General features: G+C 55.8%; 16 protein-coding genes. 4 read left to right on the top strand and 12 right to left on the bottom strand.

The features are described 5' to 3' along the window. Positions 1 to 3: 3 nt before the first annotated feature. Entirely contained in the window at positions 4 to 423 is a 420-nt protein-coding gene (locus OGY35_RS15285) for a GlcG/HbpS family heme-binding protein (protein WP_178823495.1), read from the top strand. Further along, on the top strand, positions 420 to 1,076 hold the full coding sequence (locus OGY35_RS15280; RefSeq protein WP_152405437.1) for an aspartate/glutamate racemase family protein: 657 nt from the start codon (positions 420 to 422) through the stop codon (positions 1,074 to 1,076). Before OGY35_RS15285 ends, OGY35_RS15280 begins: the two co-directional genes overlap by 4 nt. A 196-nt stretch (positions 1,077 to 1,272) precedes the next feature. On the opposite strand, the gene sucD is transcribed toward OGY35_RS15280, so the two are convergent. From sucD to sdhC, 8 genes are all read right to left on the bottom strand, one after another. Continuing rightward, complete coding sequence (gene sucD, locus OGY35_RS15275; RefSeq protein ID WP_152405446.1) at positions 1,273 to 2,142, bottom strand: succinate--CoA ligase subunit alpha; 870 nt, start codon at positions 2,140 to 2,142, stop codon at positions 1,273 to 1,275. Further along, on the bottom strand, positions 2,142 to 3,308 hold the full coding sequence (gene sucC / locus OGY35_RS15270; RefSeq protein ID WP_042320639.1) for an ADP-forming succinate--CoA ligase subunit beta: 1,167 nt from the start codon (positions 3,306 to 3,308) through the stop codon (positions 2,142 to 2,144). The genes sucD and sucC overlap by 1 nt, the downstream gene beginning before the upstream one ends. A 144-nt stretch (positions 3,309 to 3,452) precedes the next feature. Beyond that, positions 3,453 to 4,673: a 2-oxoglutarate dehydrogenase complex dihydrolipoyllysine-residue succinyltransferase gene (gene odhB, locus OGY35_RS15265; RefSeq protein ID WP_286632706.1), complete on the bottom strand. Its 1,221-nt coding sequence runs from the start codon at positions 4,671 to 4,673 to the stop codon at positions 3,453 to 3,455. 14 nt (positions 4,674 to 4,687) lie between these two features. Further along, positions 4,688 to 7,489 (bottom strand): 2-oxoglutarate dehydrogenase E1 component, encoded by a 2,802-nt coding sequence (sucA, locus tag OGY35_RS15260; RefSeq protein ID WP_195506045.1) that lies wholly within the window; start codon positions 7,487 to 7,489, stop codon positions 4,688 to 4,690. Positions 7,490 to 7,777: 288 nt separating this feature from the next. After that, on the bottom strand, positions 7,778 to 8,494 hold the full coding sequence (gene sdhB / locus OGY35_RS15255) for a succinate dehydrogenase iron-sulfur subunit SdhB (RefSeq protein WP_286632703.1): 717 nt from the start codon (positions 8,492 to 8,494) through the stop codon (positions 7,778 to 7,780). 15 nt (positions 8,495 to 8,509) lie between these two features. Next, positions 8,510 to 10,276 (bottom strand): succinate dehydrogenase flavoprotein subunit, encoded by a 1,767-nt coding sequence (sdhA, locus tag OGY35_RS15250; protein WP_152405450.1) that lies wholly within the window; start codon positions 10,274 to 10,276, stop codon positions 8,510 to 8,512. Further along, on the bottom strand, positions 10,276 to 10,623 hold the full coding sequence (gene sdhD / locus OGY35_RS15245; protein ID WP_046477550.1) for a succinate dehydrogenase membrane anchor subunit: 348 nt from the start codon (positions 10,621 to 10,623) through the stop codon (positions 10,276 to 10,278). The genes sdhA and sdhD overlap by 1 nt, the downstream gene beginning before the upstream one ends. Then, positions 10,617 to 11,021, bottom strand: coding sequence for a succinate dehydrogenase cytochrome b556 subunit (sdhC, locus tag OGY35_RS15240; RefSeq protein WP_043001371.1), 405 nt, complete (start codon positions 11,019 to 11,021; stop codon positions 10,617 to 10,619). The genes sdhD and sdhC overlap by 7 nt, the downstream gene beginning before the upstream one ends. Positions 11,022 to 11,716: 695 nt before the next feature. Between sdhC and OGY35_RS15235 the strand changes: the two genes are divergently transcribed. Both OGY35_RS15235 and OGY35_RS15230 read left to right on the top strand, forming a co-directional pair. Beyond that, the gene (locus OGY35_RS15235; protein WP_152405451.1) at positions 11,717 to 13,000 is read left to right on the top strand and encodes a citrate synthase; all 1,284 of its coding nucleotides are present in this window, start codon (positions 11,717 to 11,719) and stop codon (positions 12,998 to 13,000) included. 187 nt (positions 13,001 to 13,187) lie between these two features. After that, positions 13,188 to 14,234 carry an AbrB family transcriptional regulator gene (locus tag OGY35_RS15230; RefSeq protein ID WP_286632701.1) on the top strand — a complete coding sequence of 349 codons (1,047 nt, stop codon included), beginning with the start codon at positions 13,188 to 13,190 and terminating at the stop codon, positions 14,232 to 14,234. Here the strand turns inward: OGY35_RS15230 and nei are convergent. From nei to OGY35_RS15210, 4 genes are read right to left on the bottom strand one after another with little or no spacing between them, the layout of a single operon-like run. Continuing rightward, entirely contained in the window at positions 14,231 to 15,022 is a 792-nt protein-coding gene (gene nei / locus OGY35_RS15225; protein ID WP_286632700.1) for an endonuclease VIII, read from the bottom strand. The genes OGY35_RS15230 and nei overlap by 4 nt on opposite strands. A 23-nt stretch (positions 15,023 to 15,045) precedes the next feature. Continuing rightward, positions 15,046 to 15,690 carry a pyroglutamyl-peptidase I gene (pcp, locus tag OGY35_RS15220; RefSeq protein WP_286632699.1) on the bottom strand — a complete coding sequence of 215 codons (645 nt, stop codon included), beginning with the start codon at positions 15,688 to 15,690 and terminating at the stop codon, positions 15,046 to 15,048. A gap of 9 nt (positions 15,691 to 15,699) precedes the next feature. Continuing rightward, complete coding sequence (locus OGY35_RS15215; RefSeq protein WP_046477541.1) at positions 15,700 to 16,695, bottom strand: DUF979 domain-containing protein; 996 nt, start codon at positions 16,693 to 16,695, stop codon at positions 15,700 to 15,702. Beyond that, positions 16,692 to 17,420, bottom strand: a complete 729-nt coding sequence (locus OGY35_RS15210) for a DUF969 domain-containing protein (RefSeq protein ID WP_046477539.1) — start codon at positions 17,418 to 17,420, stop codon at positions 16,692 to 16,694. Before OGY35_RS15210 ends, OGY35_RS15215 begins: the two co-directional genes overlap by 4 nt. Between the last annotated feature and the right edge of the window lie 33 nt (positions 17,421 to 17,453).

The following is a 17,453-nucleotide window of genomic DNA, read 5'->3' as shown; positions in this document are numbered from 1 at the left end:
GCAATGATGACGTTAACTCTGGAACAGGCACGACGCGCGGTAGACTGTGCGCTCGATCTCGCCGATACCCGTTATACGCAACGTCCGCTCAGCGTAGCAGTGTGCGACGCCAACGGTGAATTACTGAGCTTTGCTCGTATGGATAACGCCAAACTGTTAACCATTGAGCTGACACAGCGCAAAGCACGCACCAGCAGCCGTTTAGGCTGCACCACACAGGCGTTCCTACAACGCCTGCAAAAAGAGTCGCTGGATATCAGCTACTTTGCTGACCCCCGTTTTACCGCGCTGCCCGGCGGTGTACCGATTCTTCACAACGGTAAATGCCTGGGGGCCGTCGCGGTCGGCGGACTGTCCGCGCAGGAAGATCACGATGCGGCCATGGCCGTTGCCGAAAGTTTGCTCAAGGAGATCGCAGAATGAAAAAGATCGCTATGCTTCACACCAGTTCCGCCACGCTCGCCATGATGCAGCAACTGATCGGGGACATCATGCCAGAGGCGGAAGTGATGCACCTGGTCGAAGAGTCGATGATCAAACAGGTGATGAAAGCCGGGGGCGTTACGCCGAACATTGCGGCACGCATTGCCGACTATGTTCACATTGCCGAAAAAGCAGACTGTGAGATTTTCATCACCGCCTGCTCGTCCATTGGCACAGCGGTAGAGCAGTGCCAGTTTATGACGCCGCTGCAACTTGCCCGTATCGACTGCGCGATGGTGGAAAACGCCATTAGCCTGGGTGAAAACATTGCCGTACTGGCCACCGTCGCCACCACGATGAAACCGACGCTGGAGTACGTGCAGCGCAAAGTGCAGGCCAGCGGCAAGCCATGCTCGGTGACGCCGATATTGATGGAGGAGGCCTTCCACGCCCTGCTGGCGGGTGATATGGAGACCCACGACCGCATCGTCAGTGAAGGATTACACAGCGCCTATAAACAGGCCGATGTTGTGATGCTGGCACAGGCGTCGATGGCGCGCGTTCTGCAACAGCTTCCTCCTCCGCCCGTCCCGGTGATGACCTCACCAGAAAGCGGTATTCGCTGGCTGAAAACGCTGGCGGAAAGCGCGTGAGCGTCTGATGGCGATGCTGGCGCATCTTATCAGGCCTACACCCGTAGGCCGGATAAGCGACAGCGCCATCCGGCAAACCTGCAGGTAAAAAAAAGGCCATCATCAGATGGCCAACCATGTCGAAACTGGACCAGTCTTTGCCCCTTCATCACGGGTAAATGAAGGGGAGTAGACTGTTTTATTGCTTATTTGAGTCTTACTTAATCACGGCTTTCAGCGCTTCGCCGATATCGGCGAGGCTGCGAACGGTTTTCACGCCAGCAGCTTCCAGGGCAGCAAATTTCTCATCTGCTGTCCCTTTACCCCCAGCGATGATGGCCCCTGCGTGACCCATGCGCTTGCCTTTCGGCGCGGTCACACCGGCGATGTAGCCAACCACCGGTTTGGTGACGTGATCTTTAATGTAAGCAGCCGCTTCTTCTTCTGCGCTACCGCCGATCTCACCGATCATCACGATCGCTTCGGTCTGCGGATCTTCCTGGAACAGTTTCAGGATGTCGATAAAGTTAGAACCCGGGATCGGGTCGCCGCCGATGCCCACACAGGTGGACTGGCCGAAACCGTAGTCGGTGGTCTGCTTAACCGCTTCATAGGTCAGCGTACCGGAGCGGGAGACGATACCCACTTTACCTGGCTTATGGATGTGACCCGGCATGATGCCGATTTTGCATTCGCCAGGGGTGATAACGCCCGGGCAGTTCGGCCCGATCATGCGTACGCCGGCTTCATCCAGTTTCACCTTCACGGTCAGCATATCCAGCGTCGGGATACCTTCGGTGATAGTGATGATGAGTTTGATACCTGCGTCGATCGCTTCCAGAATGGAGTCTTTGCAGAACGGTGCCGGAACGTAGATAACCGTTGCGGTTGCGCCCGTTGCTTCAACCGCTTCACGCACGGTGTTGAACACTGGCAGACCCAGGTGCGTGGTGCCGCCTTTACCTGGCGTTACGCCGCCAACCATCTGCGTACCGTAAGCAATCGCCTGTTCGGAGTGGAACGTCCCCTGGCTACCGGTAAAACCCTGACAGATAACCTTGGTGTTTTTATTGATTAAAACAGACATTATTTCCCCTCCACTGCGGCAACAACCTGCTGAGCTGCATCCGTCAGACTTTTCGCTGCAATAATATTCAGGCCGCTGTCAGCCAGTTTCTTCGCGCCGAGTTCGGCGTTGTTGCCTTCCAGACGAACCACGACCGGTACGTTAACACCCACTTCCGCTACCGCACCGATGATGCCGTCAGCGATCAGATCGCAACGCACAATACCGCCGAAGATGTTAACCAGAACCGCTTTAACGTTGTCGTCAGAGAGGATAATTTTGAACGCTTCGGTCACACGCTCTTTGGTTGCGCCGCCGCCAACGTCAAGGAAGTTAGCCGGTTCGCCGCCGTGCAGTTTCACGATGTCCATGGTGCCCATCGCCAGACCCGCGCCGTTAACCATACAGCCGATGTTGCCATCCAGTGCGACGTAGTTCAGTTCCCACTGCGCAGCCTGCGCTTCACGCGGGTCTTCCTGAGACTGGTCGCGCATTTCACGCAGATCCGGCTGGCGGAACAGCGCGTTGCCGTCAGCGCCCAGTTTGCCGTCGAGGCAGATCAGATCGCCCTGCTTCGTGATAACCAGCGGGTTGATTTCGATCAGTGCCAGGTCGCGCTCAAGGAAAATCGTCGCCAGACCCATGAAGATTTTGGTGAATTGCTGAACCAGTTTGCCTTCCAGACCCAGTTTGAACGCCAGCTCGCGTCCCTGATACGGCATTGGGCCGGTCAGCGGATCGAGCGCAACTTTGTGGATCAGGTGCGGGGTTTCTTCCGCGACTTTTTCAATTTCTACGCCGCCTTCGGTGGAGGCCATGAAGACCACGCGACGGGAGCTACGGTCAACCACCGCGCCCAGGTACAGCTCTTTATCGATATCGGTCGCTGCTTCAACCAGAATCTGGTTTACCGGTTGACCGTTGGCGTCTGTTTGATAGGTCACCAGACGTTTGCCCAGCCAGTGTTCAGCAAAAGCGCGAATCTCTTCTTTGCTTTTGACCACTTTCACACCGCCCGCTTTACCACGGCCACCCGCGTGAACCTGACATTTTACTACCCACGGACCTGCACCGATTTTCGATGCCGCTTCTTCAGCTTCACGCGGAGTAGTACAGGCATAACCCACCGGCGCCGGTAAGCCATAGCGGGCAAAAAGTTGTTTTGCCTGGTATTCATGTAAGTTCATGTGTTCTGTCCATCCTTCAGGTAATCGTTATCTTAAACCGTAGGCCTGATAAGACGCGGTAGCGTCGCCATCAGGCATCTCATCAATGCCGGATGGCGGCGTAAACGCCTTATCCGGCCTACGGGCAGGTGATACTCTTGTTTACTACACGTCCAGCAGCAGACGTGTCGGATCTTCCAGCAGTTCTTTAATCGCCACCAGGAAGCCCACGGATTCGCGACCATCGATCAGGCGGTGATCGTAGGACAGCGCCAGGTACATCATCGGCAGGATTTCCACCTTGCCATCTACCGCCATCGGACGATCTTTAATCGCGTGCATCCCGAGGATCGCGCTCTGCGGCGGGTTGATGATCGGCGTAGACATAAGGGAACTGAACACGCCACCGTTGGTGATGGTGAAGTTACCGCCCGTCAGATCTTCTACCGTCAGCTTGCCATCGCGACCTTTGATTGCCAGCGTCTTGATGTTTTTCTCGATGTCAGCCATACCCAGCGTATCAACGTCACGCAGAACCGGGGTCACCAGGCCGCGCGGCGTAGAAACCGCCATGCTCACGTCGAAGTAGTTGTGATACACCACGTCGTCGCCATCGATAGAGGCGTTCACTTCCGGATAGCGTTTCAGCGCTTCCACCACGGCCTTCACGTAGAAGGACATGAAGCCCAGACGGATGCCGTGACGTTTTTCAAACGCTTCACCGTACTGCTTACGCAGATCCATAATCGGCTTCATGTTGACTTCGTTGAAGGTCGTCAGCATGGCGGTGGAGTTTTTCGCTTCCAGCAGACGCTCGGCAACGCGTTTGCGCAGACGGGTCATCGGTACGCGTTTTTCGCTGCGCGCACCCAGAACTGGCTGTGCAGCAGGCGCTGCTGATGCGGCTTTGGCCTCGGTTTTCGCAGGCGCTTTTGCCAGGTGCTTATCCACATCTTCACGGGTGATGCGACCACCTACACCGGTGCCTTTGATAGCACTGGCGTCGAGGTTGTGCTCAGCCAGCAGGCGACGGATCGCCGGGCTCAGCGCATCGTTGTTTTGTTCTTCCAGAGAGGCCTGCTGACGCTGCGCCGGGGTGGACGCTTTTTCTTCAGACTTGGCGCTGGTTTCTTTACCGGCGCTGTTGCCTTCACGCAGGCGACCCAGGATCTGGCGCGAAGTCACGGTCGTGCCTTCGTCTTCCAGAACCGCATCCAGAATGCCGTCCGCTGATGCCGGTACTTCCAGTACCACTTTGTCAGTTTCGATTTCTACCAGCACTTCGTCACGAACCACTGCATCACCCGGTTTTTTGTGCCAGGTGGCAACAGTCGCGTCCGCTACGGACTCAGGCAGGTCGGGAACAAGAATATCTACGCTACTCATTATTTATCCTTTAATTAATCGACGTTCAGCGCGTCATTAACCAGATCTTGTTGCTGTTTCTGGTGAACGGACAGATACCCTACCGCCGGAGAGGCGGAGGCCGGGCGACCTGCATAACGCAGAGCGGACCCAAATGGAATTACTTCACGGAAATGATGCTGGCTGCAGTACCATGCGCCCTGGTTGAGCGGCTCTTCCTGGCACCAGACAAAATCATGTACGTGAGCGTACTGTTTTAATACTTCCTGCATCGCCTGATGCGGGAAAGGATAGAGTTGTTCGATGCGCACGATGGCGACATCTTTCTGGTTGTTCTTGCGACGCTGTTCCAGCAGGTCGTAATAAACCTTACCAGAACACATCACCACGCGCTTCACGCCTTTCGGATCGAGGTCATCAACTTCGCCGATGGCCGGCATGAAGGTGCCGTTAGCCAGTTCATCCAGACTGGAGACGGCCAGCGGATGGCGCAGCAGCGATTTCGGCGACATGACCACCAGCGGACGACGCATTCCGCGCAGCGCCTGACGACGCAGCATGTGATACACCTGTGCCGGGGTAGACGGTACGCACACCTGCATGTTTTGCTCGGCGCAAAGCTGCAGATAACGTTCCAGACGCGCGGAGGAGTGCTCCGGCCCCTGCCCTTCGTAACCGTGCGGCAGCAGCATCACCAGACCACACATCCGGCCCCATTTCTGCTCGCCGGAGGAGATGAACTGGTCGATAACCACTTGTGCACCGTTGGCGAAGTCACCAAACTGCGCTTCCCAGATGGTCAGGGTACGCGGTTCCGCCGTGGCATAGCCGTATTCGAATGCCAGTACCGCTTCTTCAGACAGCACGGAGTCCCAGACGCGGAAGGAACCCTGTCCGTTATGCACATGCTGCAGCGGGGTATAGGTTGAACCGTTCGCCTGGTTGTGAATGACCGCGTGACGGTGGAAGAAGGTGCCGCGACCTGAGTCCTCACCGGACAGACGAACCGGAATACCTTCGTCAACCAGCGTGGCGTAGGCCAGATTCTCGGCGCCGCCCCAGTCGAACAGCTTCTCACCGGCGGCCATCGCCTGACGATCGCCGTAAATCTTCGCGACGCGTGACTGCATTTCCACCGCTTCCGGCACCGTACTGATGCGTTTCGCCAGTTCCTGCAGACGCTTCATCTCCACCTGGTTCGGGTAGTTTTCATCCCACTCGTGGTTGAGGTACGGCGACCAGGTAAAGGAGTGCATGTTCATCGGACGCCACTCTTTCACCACGCATTCGCCCGCGTCCAGCGCGTCGCGATACAGGTTGACCATTTCAGTGGCATCTTCCAGCGTCGCGACCTTATCCGCTTCCAGCTTATCAGCGTAGATTTTGCGCGGAGTCGGATGCTTTTTGATTTTCTGATACATCAGCGGCTGGGTTGCGCTCGGCTCGTCGGCTTCGTTGTGGCCGTGACGGCGGTAGCACACCAGATCGATGAAGACGTCGCGTTTGAAGGTGTTACGGAAGTCCAGCGCCAGACGCGTCACGAACGCGACCGCTTCCGGATCGTCCGCATTCACGTGGAAGATAGGCGCCTGTACCATTTTACCAATGTCGGTGCAGTACGGGGTGGAGCGGGCATCCAGCGGGTTAGAGGTGGTGAAGCCCACCTGATTGTTGATTACGATGCGAACGGTACCGCCCACTTCGTAACCCCGCGCTTTCGACATGTTCAGGGTTTCCTGAACCACGCCCTGCCCGGTGACCGCGGCGTCCCCGTGAATGGTGATCGGCAGGACTTTGTTGCTGCTGGGTTCGTCCAGTCGGTCCAGACGCGCACGCACGGAACCAATCACCACCGGGCTGACGATTTCCAGATGTGACGGGTTAAACGCCAGCGCCAGGTGAACCAGACCGCCTTCGGTTTCGATATCTGACGAGAAACCCATGTGGTACTTCACGTCGCCGGTGCCGAGATGTTCTTTATGTTTGCCCGCAAATTCGTCGAACAGGTCCTGCGGTTTTTTACCCAACACGTTGACCAGTACGTTCAGACGACCACGGTGCGCCATCCCCAGCACCACTTCACGGGTGCCGCTGTTGCCAGCATGGCGAATCATCTCTTTGAGCATTGGGATTAACGCATCGCCGCCTTCCAGCGAGAAGCGTTTCGCCCCCGGGAATTTCGCGCCCAGGTAACGTTCCAGACCTTCTGCTGCGGTCAGTTCGCTCAGGAAGCGTTTTTTCTCTTCACCGCTGAATGCGGCGCGACCGGATTCGATCCGCTGTTGCAGCCAGCGTTTCTCTTCGGTGCTGGTGATGTGCATGTACTCAGCGCCAATCGGGCCGCAGTACGTTTGTTTGAGCGCAGAAATCAACTCACCCAGCTTCATCGTCTCTTTGCCGCCGGCAAAAGAACCTACGTTAAAGCTTTCCTGGAAATCGGCCTCTGTCAGATCGTGGAAGGAGGGATCCAGATCGGCCACAGTTTCTTGCTGCCACAGTCCCAGCGGATCGAGATTCGCATGCTGGTGACCACGGAAGCGATAAGCGTTAATGAGCTGCAGGACTTTTACCTGCTTCACATTGGTGTCAGGGTCGGAAATTGAAGAAGAGTAACGTGAGGCATCCTTCGCCAGACGACGGAAATAATCACGTGTTTTGGAATGGAATTGATCCGGTTTGACTCCGGTGCCAGGTAACTGCTGGAACGTCGAACGCCAGTTAGCGTCTACCGAGTCAGGATCGGTTAAGAAGTCTTCATAGAGCTGTTCTATCCAGCTCTGGTTTGCGCCAGAGAGGTAAGAAGAGTCCAACCAGGCTTTCAAAGCGCTGTTCTGCATCGTGATCCCTTAAGCATTTATATGCTTACTTCGCCGTGGATACTACCACGCATACGCCGTATGCGTGCCGGGGTTCACTTGTTACGGACTGTCGTGTGATCTGCGTCCGCTAAGGAACCTTTAAAAACTGTCAAACATAGGGGGCAGTTTTTAGAGGTTTCCTGCACTCATTTGCCGGATGGCGACCCCGTAGGCCTGATAAGCGAAGTGCCATCAGGCAAAATGTGCCGGATGGCAACGTAAACGTCTTATCCGGCCTACAGGATTGCCACCGCGGGCAATGCCTACTTACGCACTACGTTGCAACAGCATCGACTTAATATGGCCGATGGCGCGCGTCGGGTTCAGTCCCTTAGGACATACACTGACGCAGTTCATGATGCTGTGACAGCGGAATACGCTGAATGCATCACTTAGCCCTTCCAGACGGCTGTCGGTTTCAGTATCACGGCTGTCGATCAGGAAGCGATACGCTGCTAACAGACCTGCCGGGCCGATAAACTTATCCGGATTCCACCAGAAGGATGGGCAAGACGTTGAGCAGCATGCACACAGGATACATTCATACAGCCCATCAAGTTTTTCACGCTGCTCAGGCATCTGTAAATGCTCGCGAGCCGGCGGATTTTGCCCATTATTCAATAAGTAAGGCTTAATCTTCTCATATTGTGCATAGAATTGCCCCATGTCTACTACCAAATCGCGGACCACCGGCAATCCGGGCAGCGGACGGATAACAATTTTCTTACCAGGCTGAACCAGCGCTGACACTGGCGTAATGCAAGCCAGACCGTTCTTCCCGTTCATGTTCACGCCGTCTGAACCGCACACGCCTTCACGGCAGGAGCGGCGGAAAGAGAGCGTGGGATCTTTCTCTTTGAGCTGCATCAACGCGTCCAGCAGCATCATGTCGCGCCCTTCTTCGCCTTCCAGGGTGTAATCCTGCATGCGCGGAGCATCATCAACATCCGGGTTATAGCGATAAATTGAAAACTCGAGTTTCATTGTCCTGTCTCCGCATTAGTAAGTACGAATCTTCGGCGGGAATGCCGGGCGCAGTTTCGGTTCCATGTTGACTTCACGTCGGGTCATGGATTCCGTCTCTGGCAGATACAGGGAATGGCACAGCCAGTTTGCATCATCACGCTCCGGGAAGTCGAAGCGGCTATGCGCGCCACGGCTTTCGGTACGGAAGTTGGCGGATACAGCGGTCGCGTAAGCCGTTTCCATCAGGTTATCCAGCTCCAGACACTCTACGCGCTGGGTGTTAAATTCGCTGGAGGTGTCGTCCAGACGGGCATTTTTCAAACGCTCGCGGATAGCTTTCAACTCTTCCAGCCCTTTCGCCATCGCATCGCCTTCACGGAAGACCGAGAAGTTATGCTGCATACATTCTTGCAGCGCTTTGCGAATCGCCACCGGATCTTCACCATCACGGTTGTTGTTCCAGCGGTTCAGACGCGCCAGGGAAGCATCGATTTCGTCTTCTGTGGCGTCGCGCAGTTCGCCCTGCTCGGCGATAGATTCCTGCAGATGCAGACCTGCCGCACGACCAAACACCACCAGATCCAGCAGCGAGTTACCGCCCAGACGGTTAGCACCGTGTACCGATACGCAGGCGATTTCACCCACGGCAAACAGCCCTGGGATCACCACGTCTTCACCCTGCTCGTTCACCGTCAGCGCCTGACCGGTCACTTTGGTCGGAATACCGCCCATCATATAGTGACAGGTTGGGATAACCGGAATCGGCTCTTTCACCGGGTCAACGTGCGCAAAGGTACGGGACAGTTCCAGGATACCCGGCAGACGGGATTCAAGAACGTCTTTACCCAGATGGTCGAGTTTCAGTTTAGCATGCGGGCCCCACGGGCCGTCGCAGCCGCGACCTTCACGGATTTCGATCATGATGGAACGCGCCACCACGTCACGACCCGCAAGGTCTTTCGCATTCGGGGCATAACGCTCCATAAAGCGCTCGCCGTGTTTGTTCAGCAGATAACCGCCCTCGCCGCGACAGCCTTCTGTCACCAGAACGCCCGCGCCGGCAATACCGGTGGGGTGGAACTGCCACATTTCCATATCCTGCACCGGCACGCCCGCGCGGATAGCCATACCTACGCCGTCGCCGGTGTTAATGTGGGCGTTAGTGGTGGACTGATAGATACGGCCTGCGCCGCCGGTTGCCAGCACCGTTGCACGGGCTTTGAAGTAGACCACTTCACCGGTTTCGATGCACAGTGCGGTACAACCGACCACCGCGCCATCGGCGTTTTTCACCAGATCCAGCGCATACCACTCGGAGAAAATCGTGGTGTGGTTTTTCAGGTTCTGCTGATACAGCGTATGCAGCAGCGCGTGACCGGTACGGTCAGCCGCCGCCGCGGTACGTGCCGCCTGCTCGCCGCCGAAGTTTTTCGACTGGCCGCCAAACGGACGCTGGTAAATTTTGCCATCGTCAAGACGGGAGAACGGCAGACCCATGTGTTCCAGTTCCAGAATCGCTTCCGGGCCGGTTTTACACATATATTCGATCGCGTCCTGGTCACCGATGTAGTCCGACCCTTTAACGGTGTCGTACATGTGCCATTCCCAGTTATCTTCATGGGTATTACCGAGCGCAACGGTGATGCCACCCTGCGCGGAAACGGTATGGGAACGGGTCGGGAACACTTTGGACAGCAGCGCACAGGTCTGGCCGCTTTGGGAAATTTGCAGCGCTGCGCGCATACCTGCGCCGCCTGCACCAATGACTACAGCATCAAATTCTCTGACTGGCAGTTTCATTACACACCCCACACCACAACGAATCCATAAATCACGTAAACCACCAGTGCAACGACGATAGCCAGCTGCAGCGGCAAACGAATTGCCAGTGGTTTAACGTAGTCGGTCAACACCTGCCACATGCCGATCCAGGCATGAATCAAGATGGAGAAAAGTGCCAGCAGGGTGAAGACTTTGGTGAAAGCCGATGAGAAGAAACCGGTCCAGACTTCCCAGGTGAGTGAGCCGCTTGTAGCGAAGAAACCCACCATATAGATGATGTATAGCGTCAGAACGATAGCGGTAGCACGGACCAGGATGAAGTCATGTACGCCATTGCGTCCTAGTGCGGAGGCGTTGCTTACCATACGAGGACTCCTGCGAGAAGTGAAAGCACGACAGTGATAACAAAAGAGATTTTGGCAGAGCGTTTACCCGCTTCGAATGTTTCTTCCAAATAACCAAAATCCATCATCATGTGACGCACGCCGACCACGACGTGATACGCCAGCGCGGTGAGGATGCCCCACATAATAAATTTAACAAAAAAGCTACCCATGATGGCGGATGCCTGTTGGAATCCTTCAGGGGAAGAGAGGCTGGTGCCCAGTAACCACAACAGGATCCCGACCGCCACAAAGGTGATCACTCCGGAAACGCGATGGAGAATGGACGCTATCGCCGTGATTGGGAACCGGATCGTTTGTAGATCCAGATTGACAGGTCTTTGTTTTTTCACATTTCTTATCATGAATAACGCCCACATGCTGTTCTTATTATTCCCTTTGGACTTCGGGTACAGAGAGTGAATCTCCTGTAGCCTGAAAGACGACGGGATTTCCTTCCTCCGGTCTGCGTGCGGGTCAGACAGCGTCCTTTCTATAACTGCGCGTCATGTAAAACACTGCTTCCAGATGCTAAAACGACACGTTACAACGCTGGGTGGCTCGGGATTGCAGGGGTTTCCGGAGACCTGGCGGCAGTATAGGACGTTCACAAAATCATTACAATTAACCTACATATAGTTTGTCGGGTTTTATCCCGAACAGTGACACAGGTCACGATAACAACATTTATTTAATTTTTAATCATCTGATTTGACAATCATTAAACAAAGTTGTTACAAACAACACCAGAAAAAGCATATAATGCGTAAAAGTTATGGGGTCACTCTTTAACCTGCAAATAAGTTATGCAACAGTAGGAAGATATTGACCGATCCCTTCAGTACAGTTAATAGTGATAGACAGGTTGAATAATTCGGATTGCTAAGTTGTTGATTTGTTGCTAATTCACCATGAGTTAACTGATTTACCTGCAAGCGCCCATTGCTCTGTACCCTGGTTTTCTCCTCTATCCAGAGCGGCGAGCCGAATAACAAACTGGTAACGGTTGATTGATGTATCGATGGCAAATCTCACCTGAGTAGTCTTAAGCAATAAGGCGCTAAGGAGACCGTAAATGGCTGACACAAAAGCAAAACTCACGCTAAATGGTGATACTGCTATTGAACTGGATGTGCTGAAGGGCACGCTAGGTCAAGATGTTATTGATATTCGTAGCCTGGGTTCAAAGGGGATGTTCACTTTTGACCCTGGTTTCACCTCTACTGCATCCTGCGAATCAAAAATTACGTTCATCGACGGCGATGAAGGAATTTTGTTACATCGCGGCTTCCCGATCGATCAGTTAGCCACCGAGTCTAACTATCTGGAAGTATGTTACATCCTGCTGAACGGCGAAAAACCGACGCAGGCAGAATACGACGCGTTCAGAACCACCGTGACCCGCCATACGATGATCCATGAGCAAATCACCCGTCTGTTCCACGCTTTCCGCCGCGATTCACATCCGATGGCGGTGATGTGCGGGATCACCGGTGCGCTCGCCGCGTTCTATCACGACTCTCTGGATGTTAACAATCCGCGCCACCGCGAAATCGCAGCATTCCGTCTGCTGTCCAAAATGCCGACGATGGCGGCGATGTGTTACAAATATTCTATCGGCCAGCCGTTTGTTTATCCGCGTAATGACCTCTCCTACGCCGGTAACTTCCTGAACATGATGTTCTCCACGCCGTGCGAAACTTATGAAGTGAACCCGGTACTGGAACGCGCAATGGACCGTATCCTGATCCTGCACGCCGACCATGAACAGAACGCGTCCACCTCGACCGTACGTACTGCCGGCTCGTCTGGCGCGAACCCGTTTGCCTGTATCGCGGCCGGTATTGCTTCCCTGTGGGGACCGGCACACGGCGGCGCGAACGAAGCGGCGTTGAAAATGCTGGAAGAAATCAGCTCGGTTAAACACATTCCGGAATTTGTTCGTCGTGCGAAAGACAAGAATGACTCTTTCCGCCTGATGGGCTTCGGTCACCGTGTTTACAAAAACTACGATCCGCGTGCGACCGTGATGCGTGAGACCTGCCACGAAGTACTGAAAGAGCTGGGTACCAAAGATGACCTGCTGGAAGTGGCAATGGAGCTGGAGCACATCGCACTGAACGACCCGTACTTCATCGAGAAGAAACTCTACCCGAACGTCGATTTCTACTCCGGTATCATCCTGAAAGCGATGGGGATCCCGTCCTCCATGTTCACGGTTATCTTCGCGATGGCGCGTACCGTTGGCTGGATTGCGCACTGGAGCGAAATGCATACCGATGGCATGAAAATCGCGCGTCCGCGTCAGTTGTATACCGGCTACGACAAGCGTGACTTTAAATCTGACCTTAAGCATTAATCGTCAGACTGCCGGATGGTGACGTTACCGCGTCTTATCCGGCCTACGGTTGTCAATTCGTAGGCCGGATAAGCGTTAGCGCCATCCGGCATCTTCCCTACCTTTTCTTGACCCTCGTTATATTAATCTTCTCTGCCCTTCTCTATGATTTACGGATAGTTTGTTCATTTTCTTCCGGGAGCACAGGATGCCAGTTCTGCAGTGGGGCTTGTTGTTTTTGCTGTCACTCCTTCTGTCCCTGCTCTTTCTCAGTATTCATCTTCCGGCGGCGTTACTGCTCGGCCCGATGATCACCGGTATTCTGTTTAGTCTTCGCGGTATCTCCCTGCGACTCCCTCGCTGTACGTTCCTCGGCGCGCAGGCCATTCTTGGCTGTATGATTGCGCAGAATTTGTCAGGCTCATTATTAACGACGCTGGCGGCAAACTGGGTAGTGGTGCTGGCAGTGCTGCTGGTGACGCTGCTCTCCAGCACGGTCGTCGGCTGGCTGCTGGTGCGCTACAGTTCGCTACCGGGTAATACCGGCGCGTGGGGCTCATCGCCTGGCGGCGCGGCGGCGATGGTTGCAATGGCCCAGGATTACGGCGCGGACATCCGTCTGGTCGCCTTTATGCAGTATCTGCGGGTGCTGTTTGTCGCCGGAGCGGCGGTGCTGGTGACGCGGTTTATCATGGGCGAAAGCGCGGAAGCCGTCAGCCAACAGATTGAGTGGTTCCCGCCGCTGAGCGGCAATTTGTTCACTACGCTGCTGCTAGCGGCGGTAGCCAGCGTGATTGGACGGGTGCTGCGCATTCCCTCCGGTACGATGCTGGTGCCGATGCTGGTCGGCGCAGTGCTGCACGCGAGCGGCGTGATGGTAATTGAACTGCCGGAATGGCTGCTGGCAATAGCCTATATGATTATCGGCTGGCAGATTGGCCTCGGGTTCGACAAACAAGTGTTTTTTATGGCGCTGCGACCGTTGCCGCAGATCCTGGTCTCCATCTTCGCCTTACTGGCGATTTGTGCGGCGATGGCCTGGGGGCTCGCCCACTATATGCAGATTGATTTTTTAACCGCCTATCTCGCGACCAGCCCTGGCGGGCTGGATACGGTTGCGGTGATTGCCGCCGGCAGTCACGCTGATATGACGCTGATTATGGCGATGCAAACCCTGCGCTTGTTCAGTATTCTCCTCACCGGCCCGGCCATCGCCCGCTTTATTTCAGCAAAGGCGCCACGACAGGCGCATTAATGCTGGCAATGTGGACACCAATAAAACGGGCGGGAAGAGAGCGTGGTTTTTGCGATGATCCCGCCGCAGCGCTCGCAGGGTTCACCGTCGCGGTGGAACACCTTAAAACGAAACAGCGCGCCATGATGTTTGTTGTCATCCGCCTGACCGCGCGTGGTATACGACAGGCGCGGAATATCCAACAGCGCATGCGATAACGCTTCCAGTTGCACCTCGCTGAGATCGCGGGCTTTATGCTGACCGGTTAATCCCACCTGCCAGAGGATCTCCACCCGCAGATAGTTCCCCAGCCCGGCAAGAAAGGCTTGATCCAGCAGCAGACCAGAAAACTGGCGGTTGCGAAAACGCGGTGAGAGTAACCGGGTTTTCACCGCCTCAGGCGTCAGGCGCGGGTCCAGCACGTCCGGTCCGACCCGCTGCAGAAAGGGATGGGTGGTCAGTTGCGCCGGCGTCAACATTTCAATATCAGACGCGCTGTAGAGCAGAATGGTTTTGTCCGCCGTTTGCAGTTTAACGCGCAGAACGCGGGTGGTTTGCGGCGTGTCGCCACTGTCCACCACGCGCCAGACGCCATACAGCTGGTTATGGCTGTAGAGCGTCAGGCCATCGGAAAAATGGGTCAGCAGCGCTTTGCCGCGCGTCTCCATCGCCGTGACGGTCTGCCCCACCAGCGGGGATTGATACGGTTTTAACTGCGCAAAGGCAAACCAGACATCCGTCAAGGGTTTGCCTTTGATCGCCGCCTCCAGGTTATCCGCCGCGCGGCGGATTTCCGGGCCTTCAGGCATGGTTCTGTCCTTATCTGAGAAGATTAGTGCGTGGCACCACCCGTCACGGCGATGTCATCGTCGACCTGTAATGCGGTGGCGATCGCCACCTCCAGCGCCAGACGCACCGTTTCCGCCGCCATACTGGGTGCCCCCGGATGCGCCGCCGCCTGCTGCGGCAGATAAGGGATATGGATGAATCCCCCCTTCACCTCCGCACTGCCGCTCAGTTTGTGCAGCAATCCGTACATCACATGGTTGCAGACAAACGTCCCCGCCGTCTGTGATACCGACGCTGGCACGCCGGCTTCACGCATCGCCGCCACCATCGCTTTGATCGGCAGCGTGCTAAACCAGGCCGCAGGCCCGCCGACAACAATCGGCTCATCCACCGGCTGTTGGCCTTTATTGTCCGGGATACGGGCGTCGTCGACGTTGACAGCCACGCGCTCAACGGTGATATCCGACCGTCCGCCCGCCTGACCGATCGCCAACACCAGCGACGGAGAGAGCGTATCAATGGCCGAGTTCAGCACACTGAGCGCGTCGCCAAACACACACGGCAGTTGGCGTGCCACCACGCGACACTCCGCGATGATAGCATTGTCGAGGCGAGAGACCACTTCCCAGGAAGGGTTAACCTGCTCGCCGCCGAAGGGCTCAAACCCGGTAATTAAGACTGTTTTCATCCGTCCTCCTTACAGGAACATCAGGAAATACATCAGGAACACGTTAACGAGCAGTAACAGCACACCGGTCGGCACCTGCGCTTTAATGACCGCGTTTTTATCCGGCAGTTCCAGCAGCGCGGCAGGCACAATGTTAAAGTTCGCCGCCATCGGCGTCATCAGCGTGCCGCAATAGCCGGAGAACATCCCGATGGCCGCCATCACCGCCGGATTCCCGCCGTGCTGGAGCACCAGAATCGGAATGCCAATCCCCGCCGTGACAATCGGGAAGGCGGCAAACGCATTGCCCATCACCATCGTCAGCAGGGCCATCCCAATGGTATACACCGCCACCGCAATGAAGCGGCTGTCGACGGCCAGATACTCTTGCGTAAGATACGAAATTCCGCTGCCGACGCCTGCCGCCGTAAACAGCAGCCCTAACGTCGCGAGGATCTGCGGCAGAATAAATGCCCAACCGATGGAATCCAGCAGGCGGCGCGCTTCCTGGACTGGTTGATGCACCTTCTCATGGGTCATTTTAATCGCCATACCCAGACCAATCAGCGAGCCTGCGGTCATCGAGAACAGCGTCACCAGCGTGGCGTGATTGCCTGGTCCAAACAGGGCATCCTGCAATCCCGGAATATGGTTGAACATCAGCACACCAATCACGGTGACAACCGGAATGGCCAGCGCCGGATAAAACAGGCGGTTCCCCAGACGCGTGGCACTCTCTTCACGCTGCTCGCGGGTACGCTGATGATAACTCCCCAATTTCACGCCGCCAAAGCCGGCGATCAACGCCATTAACACCACCGCGACGCCCACGGCAATGTTAACCGTACGTTTGTCGCCCACCAGTTGATATGTCCAGTCGCCCAGTAAGAACAACAGCCCGTAGACGCCCCAGAATAGCCCCGTCGTCAACCGACGCGGATTGGCTTTGTCCTGCCAGGACATGATGGCGACAATGAGCAGAACGATCCCCGCCAGCCAGTAGAGGTAGCTTTGCTGAAAATTCATTGCGCCTCTCCTTTGCGGGTGTCGACAGAACCGGCTTTCGCCATCTCGCGTTGCAGATAGTTATCCAGTCGCCACAGTCGCGTGCCGTGGATCACAAAGGCGCACAGGGCCGTCGGGATCCCCCACAGGGCAATGTGCAGCGGCTCGGTCTGAATGCCGCCGGACTCCAGCATAAAGTTGTGCATGAAGATAATCGCGCCGAACGCCACGAAGATATCCTCACCAAAAAAGAGTCCCACGTTATCCGTCGCCGCCGACATCGCCCGCAGGCGGTAGCGCACCGCGCCGGGCAATGTCCCGTACGTTTTCTCCGCTGCCCCTTCCGCCATTGGCGCTAACAGCGGGCGCACCATTTGCGGATGTCCGCCCAGACTGGTCAGTCCCAGCGCAGCGGTAGCCTCACGAATGAACAGATAGACAATCAGCAGGCGACCTGACGTGGCGCTTTGAATTTTGGCAATCCACGCCTGAGCGCGTTCTTTCAGACCGTGACGCTCGAGCAGGCCAATAACCGCCAGCGGGATCAGCAGGATAAACGGCAGGTTGCGGGTGTTGAGAAAACCTTCGCCCAACTTTTCGAGGATCGTGGCGAACGGCATTTGCGCCGCCAGTCCAGTGACGATTCCGGCGACAATGACCACCAGCACCGGGTTAAAACGTAAAAGAAATCCAACCACAATGACGGCGATGCCCATCAGTGGCCAGAGAGTTATTGCATCTCCCATAATCCATTCCTGTATGTTGTGTTTTGTTGTGGT

Source organism: Citrobacter sp. Ct235 (genome assembly GCF_030332305.1).
GTDB classification, from domain to species: Bacteria; Pseudomonadota; Gammaproteobacteria; order Enterobacterales; family Enterobacteriaceae; genus Citrobacter_A; species Citrobacter_A telavivensis.
The sequence above is the reverse complement of the archived record's forward strand: the minus strand, read 5'-3'. Positions and strand labels throughout refer to the sequence as shown.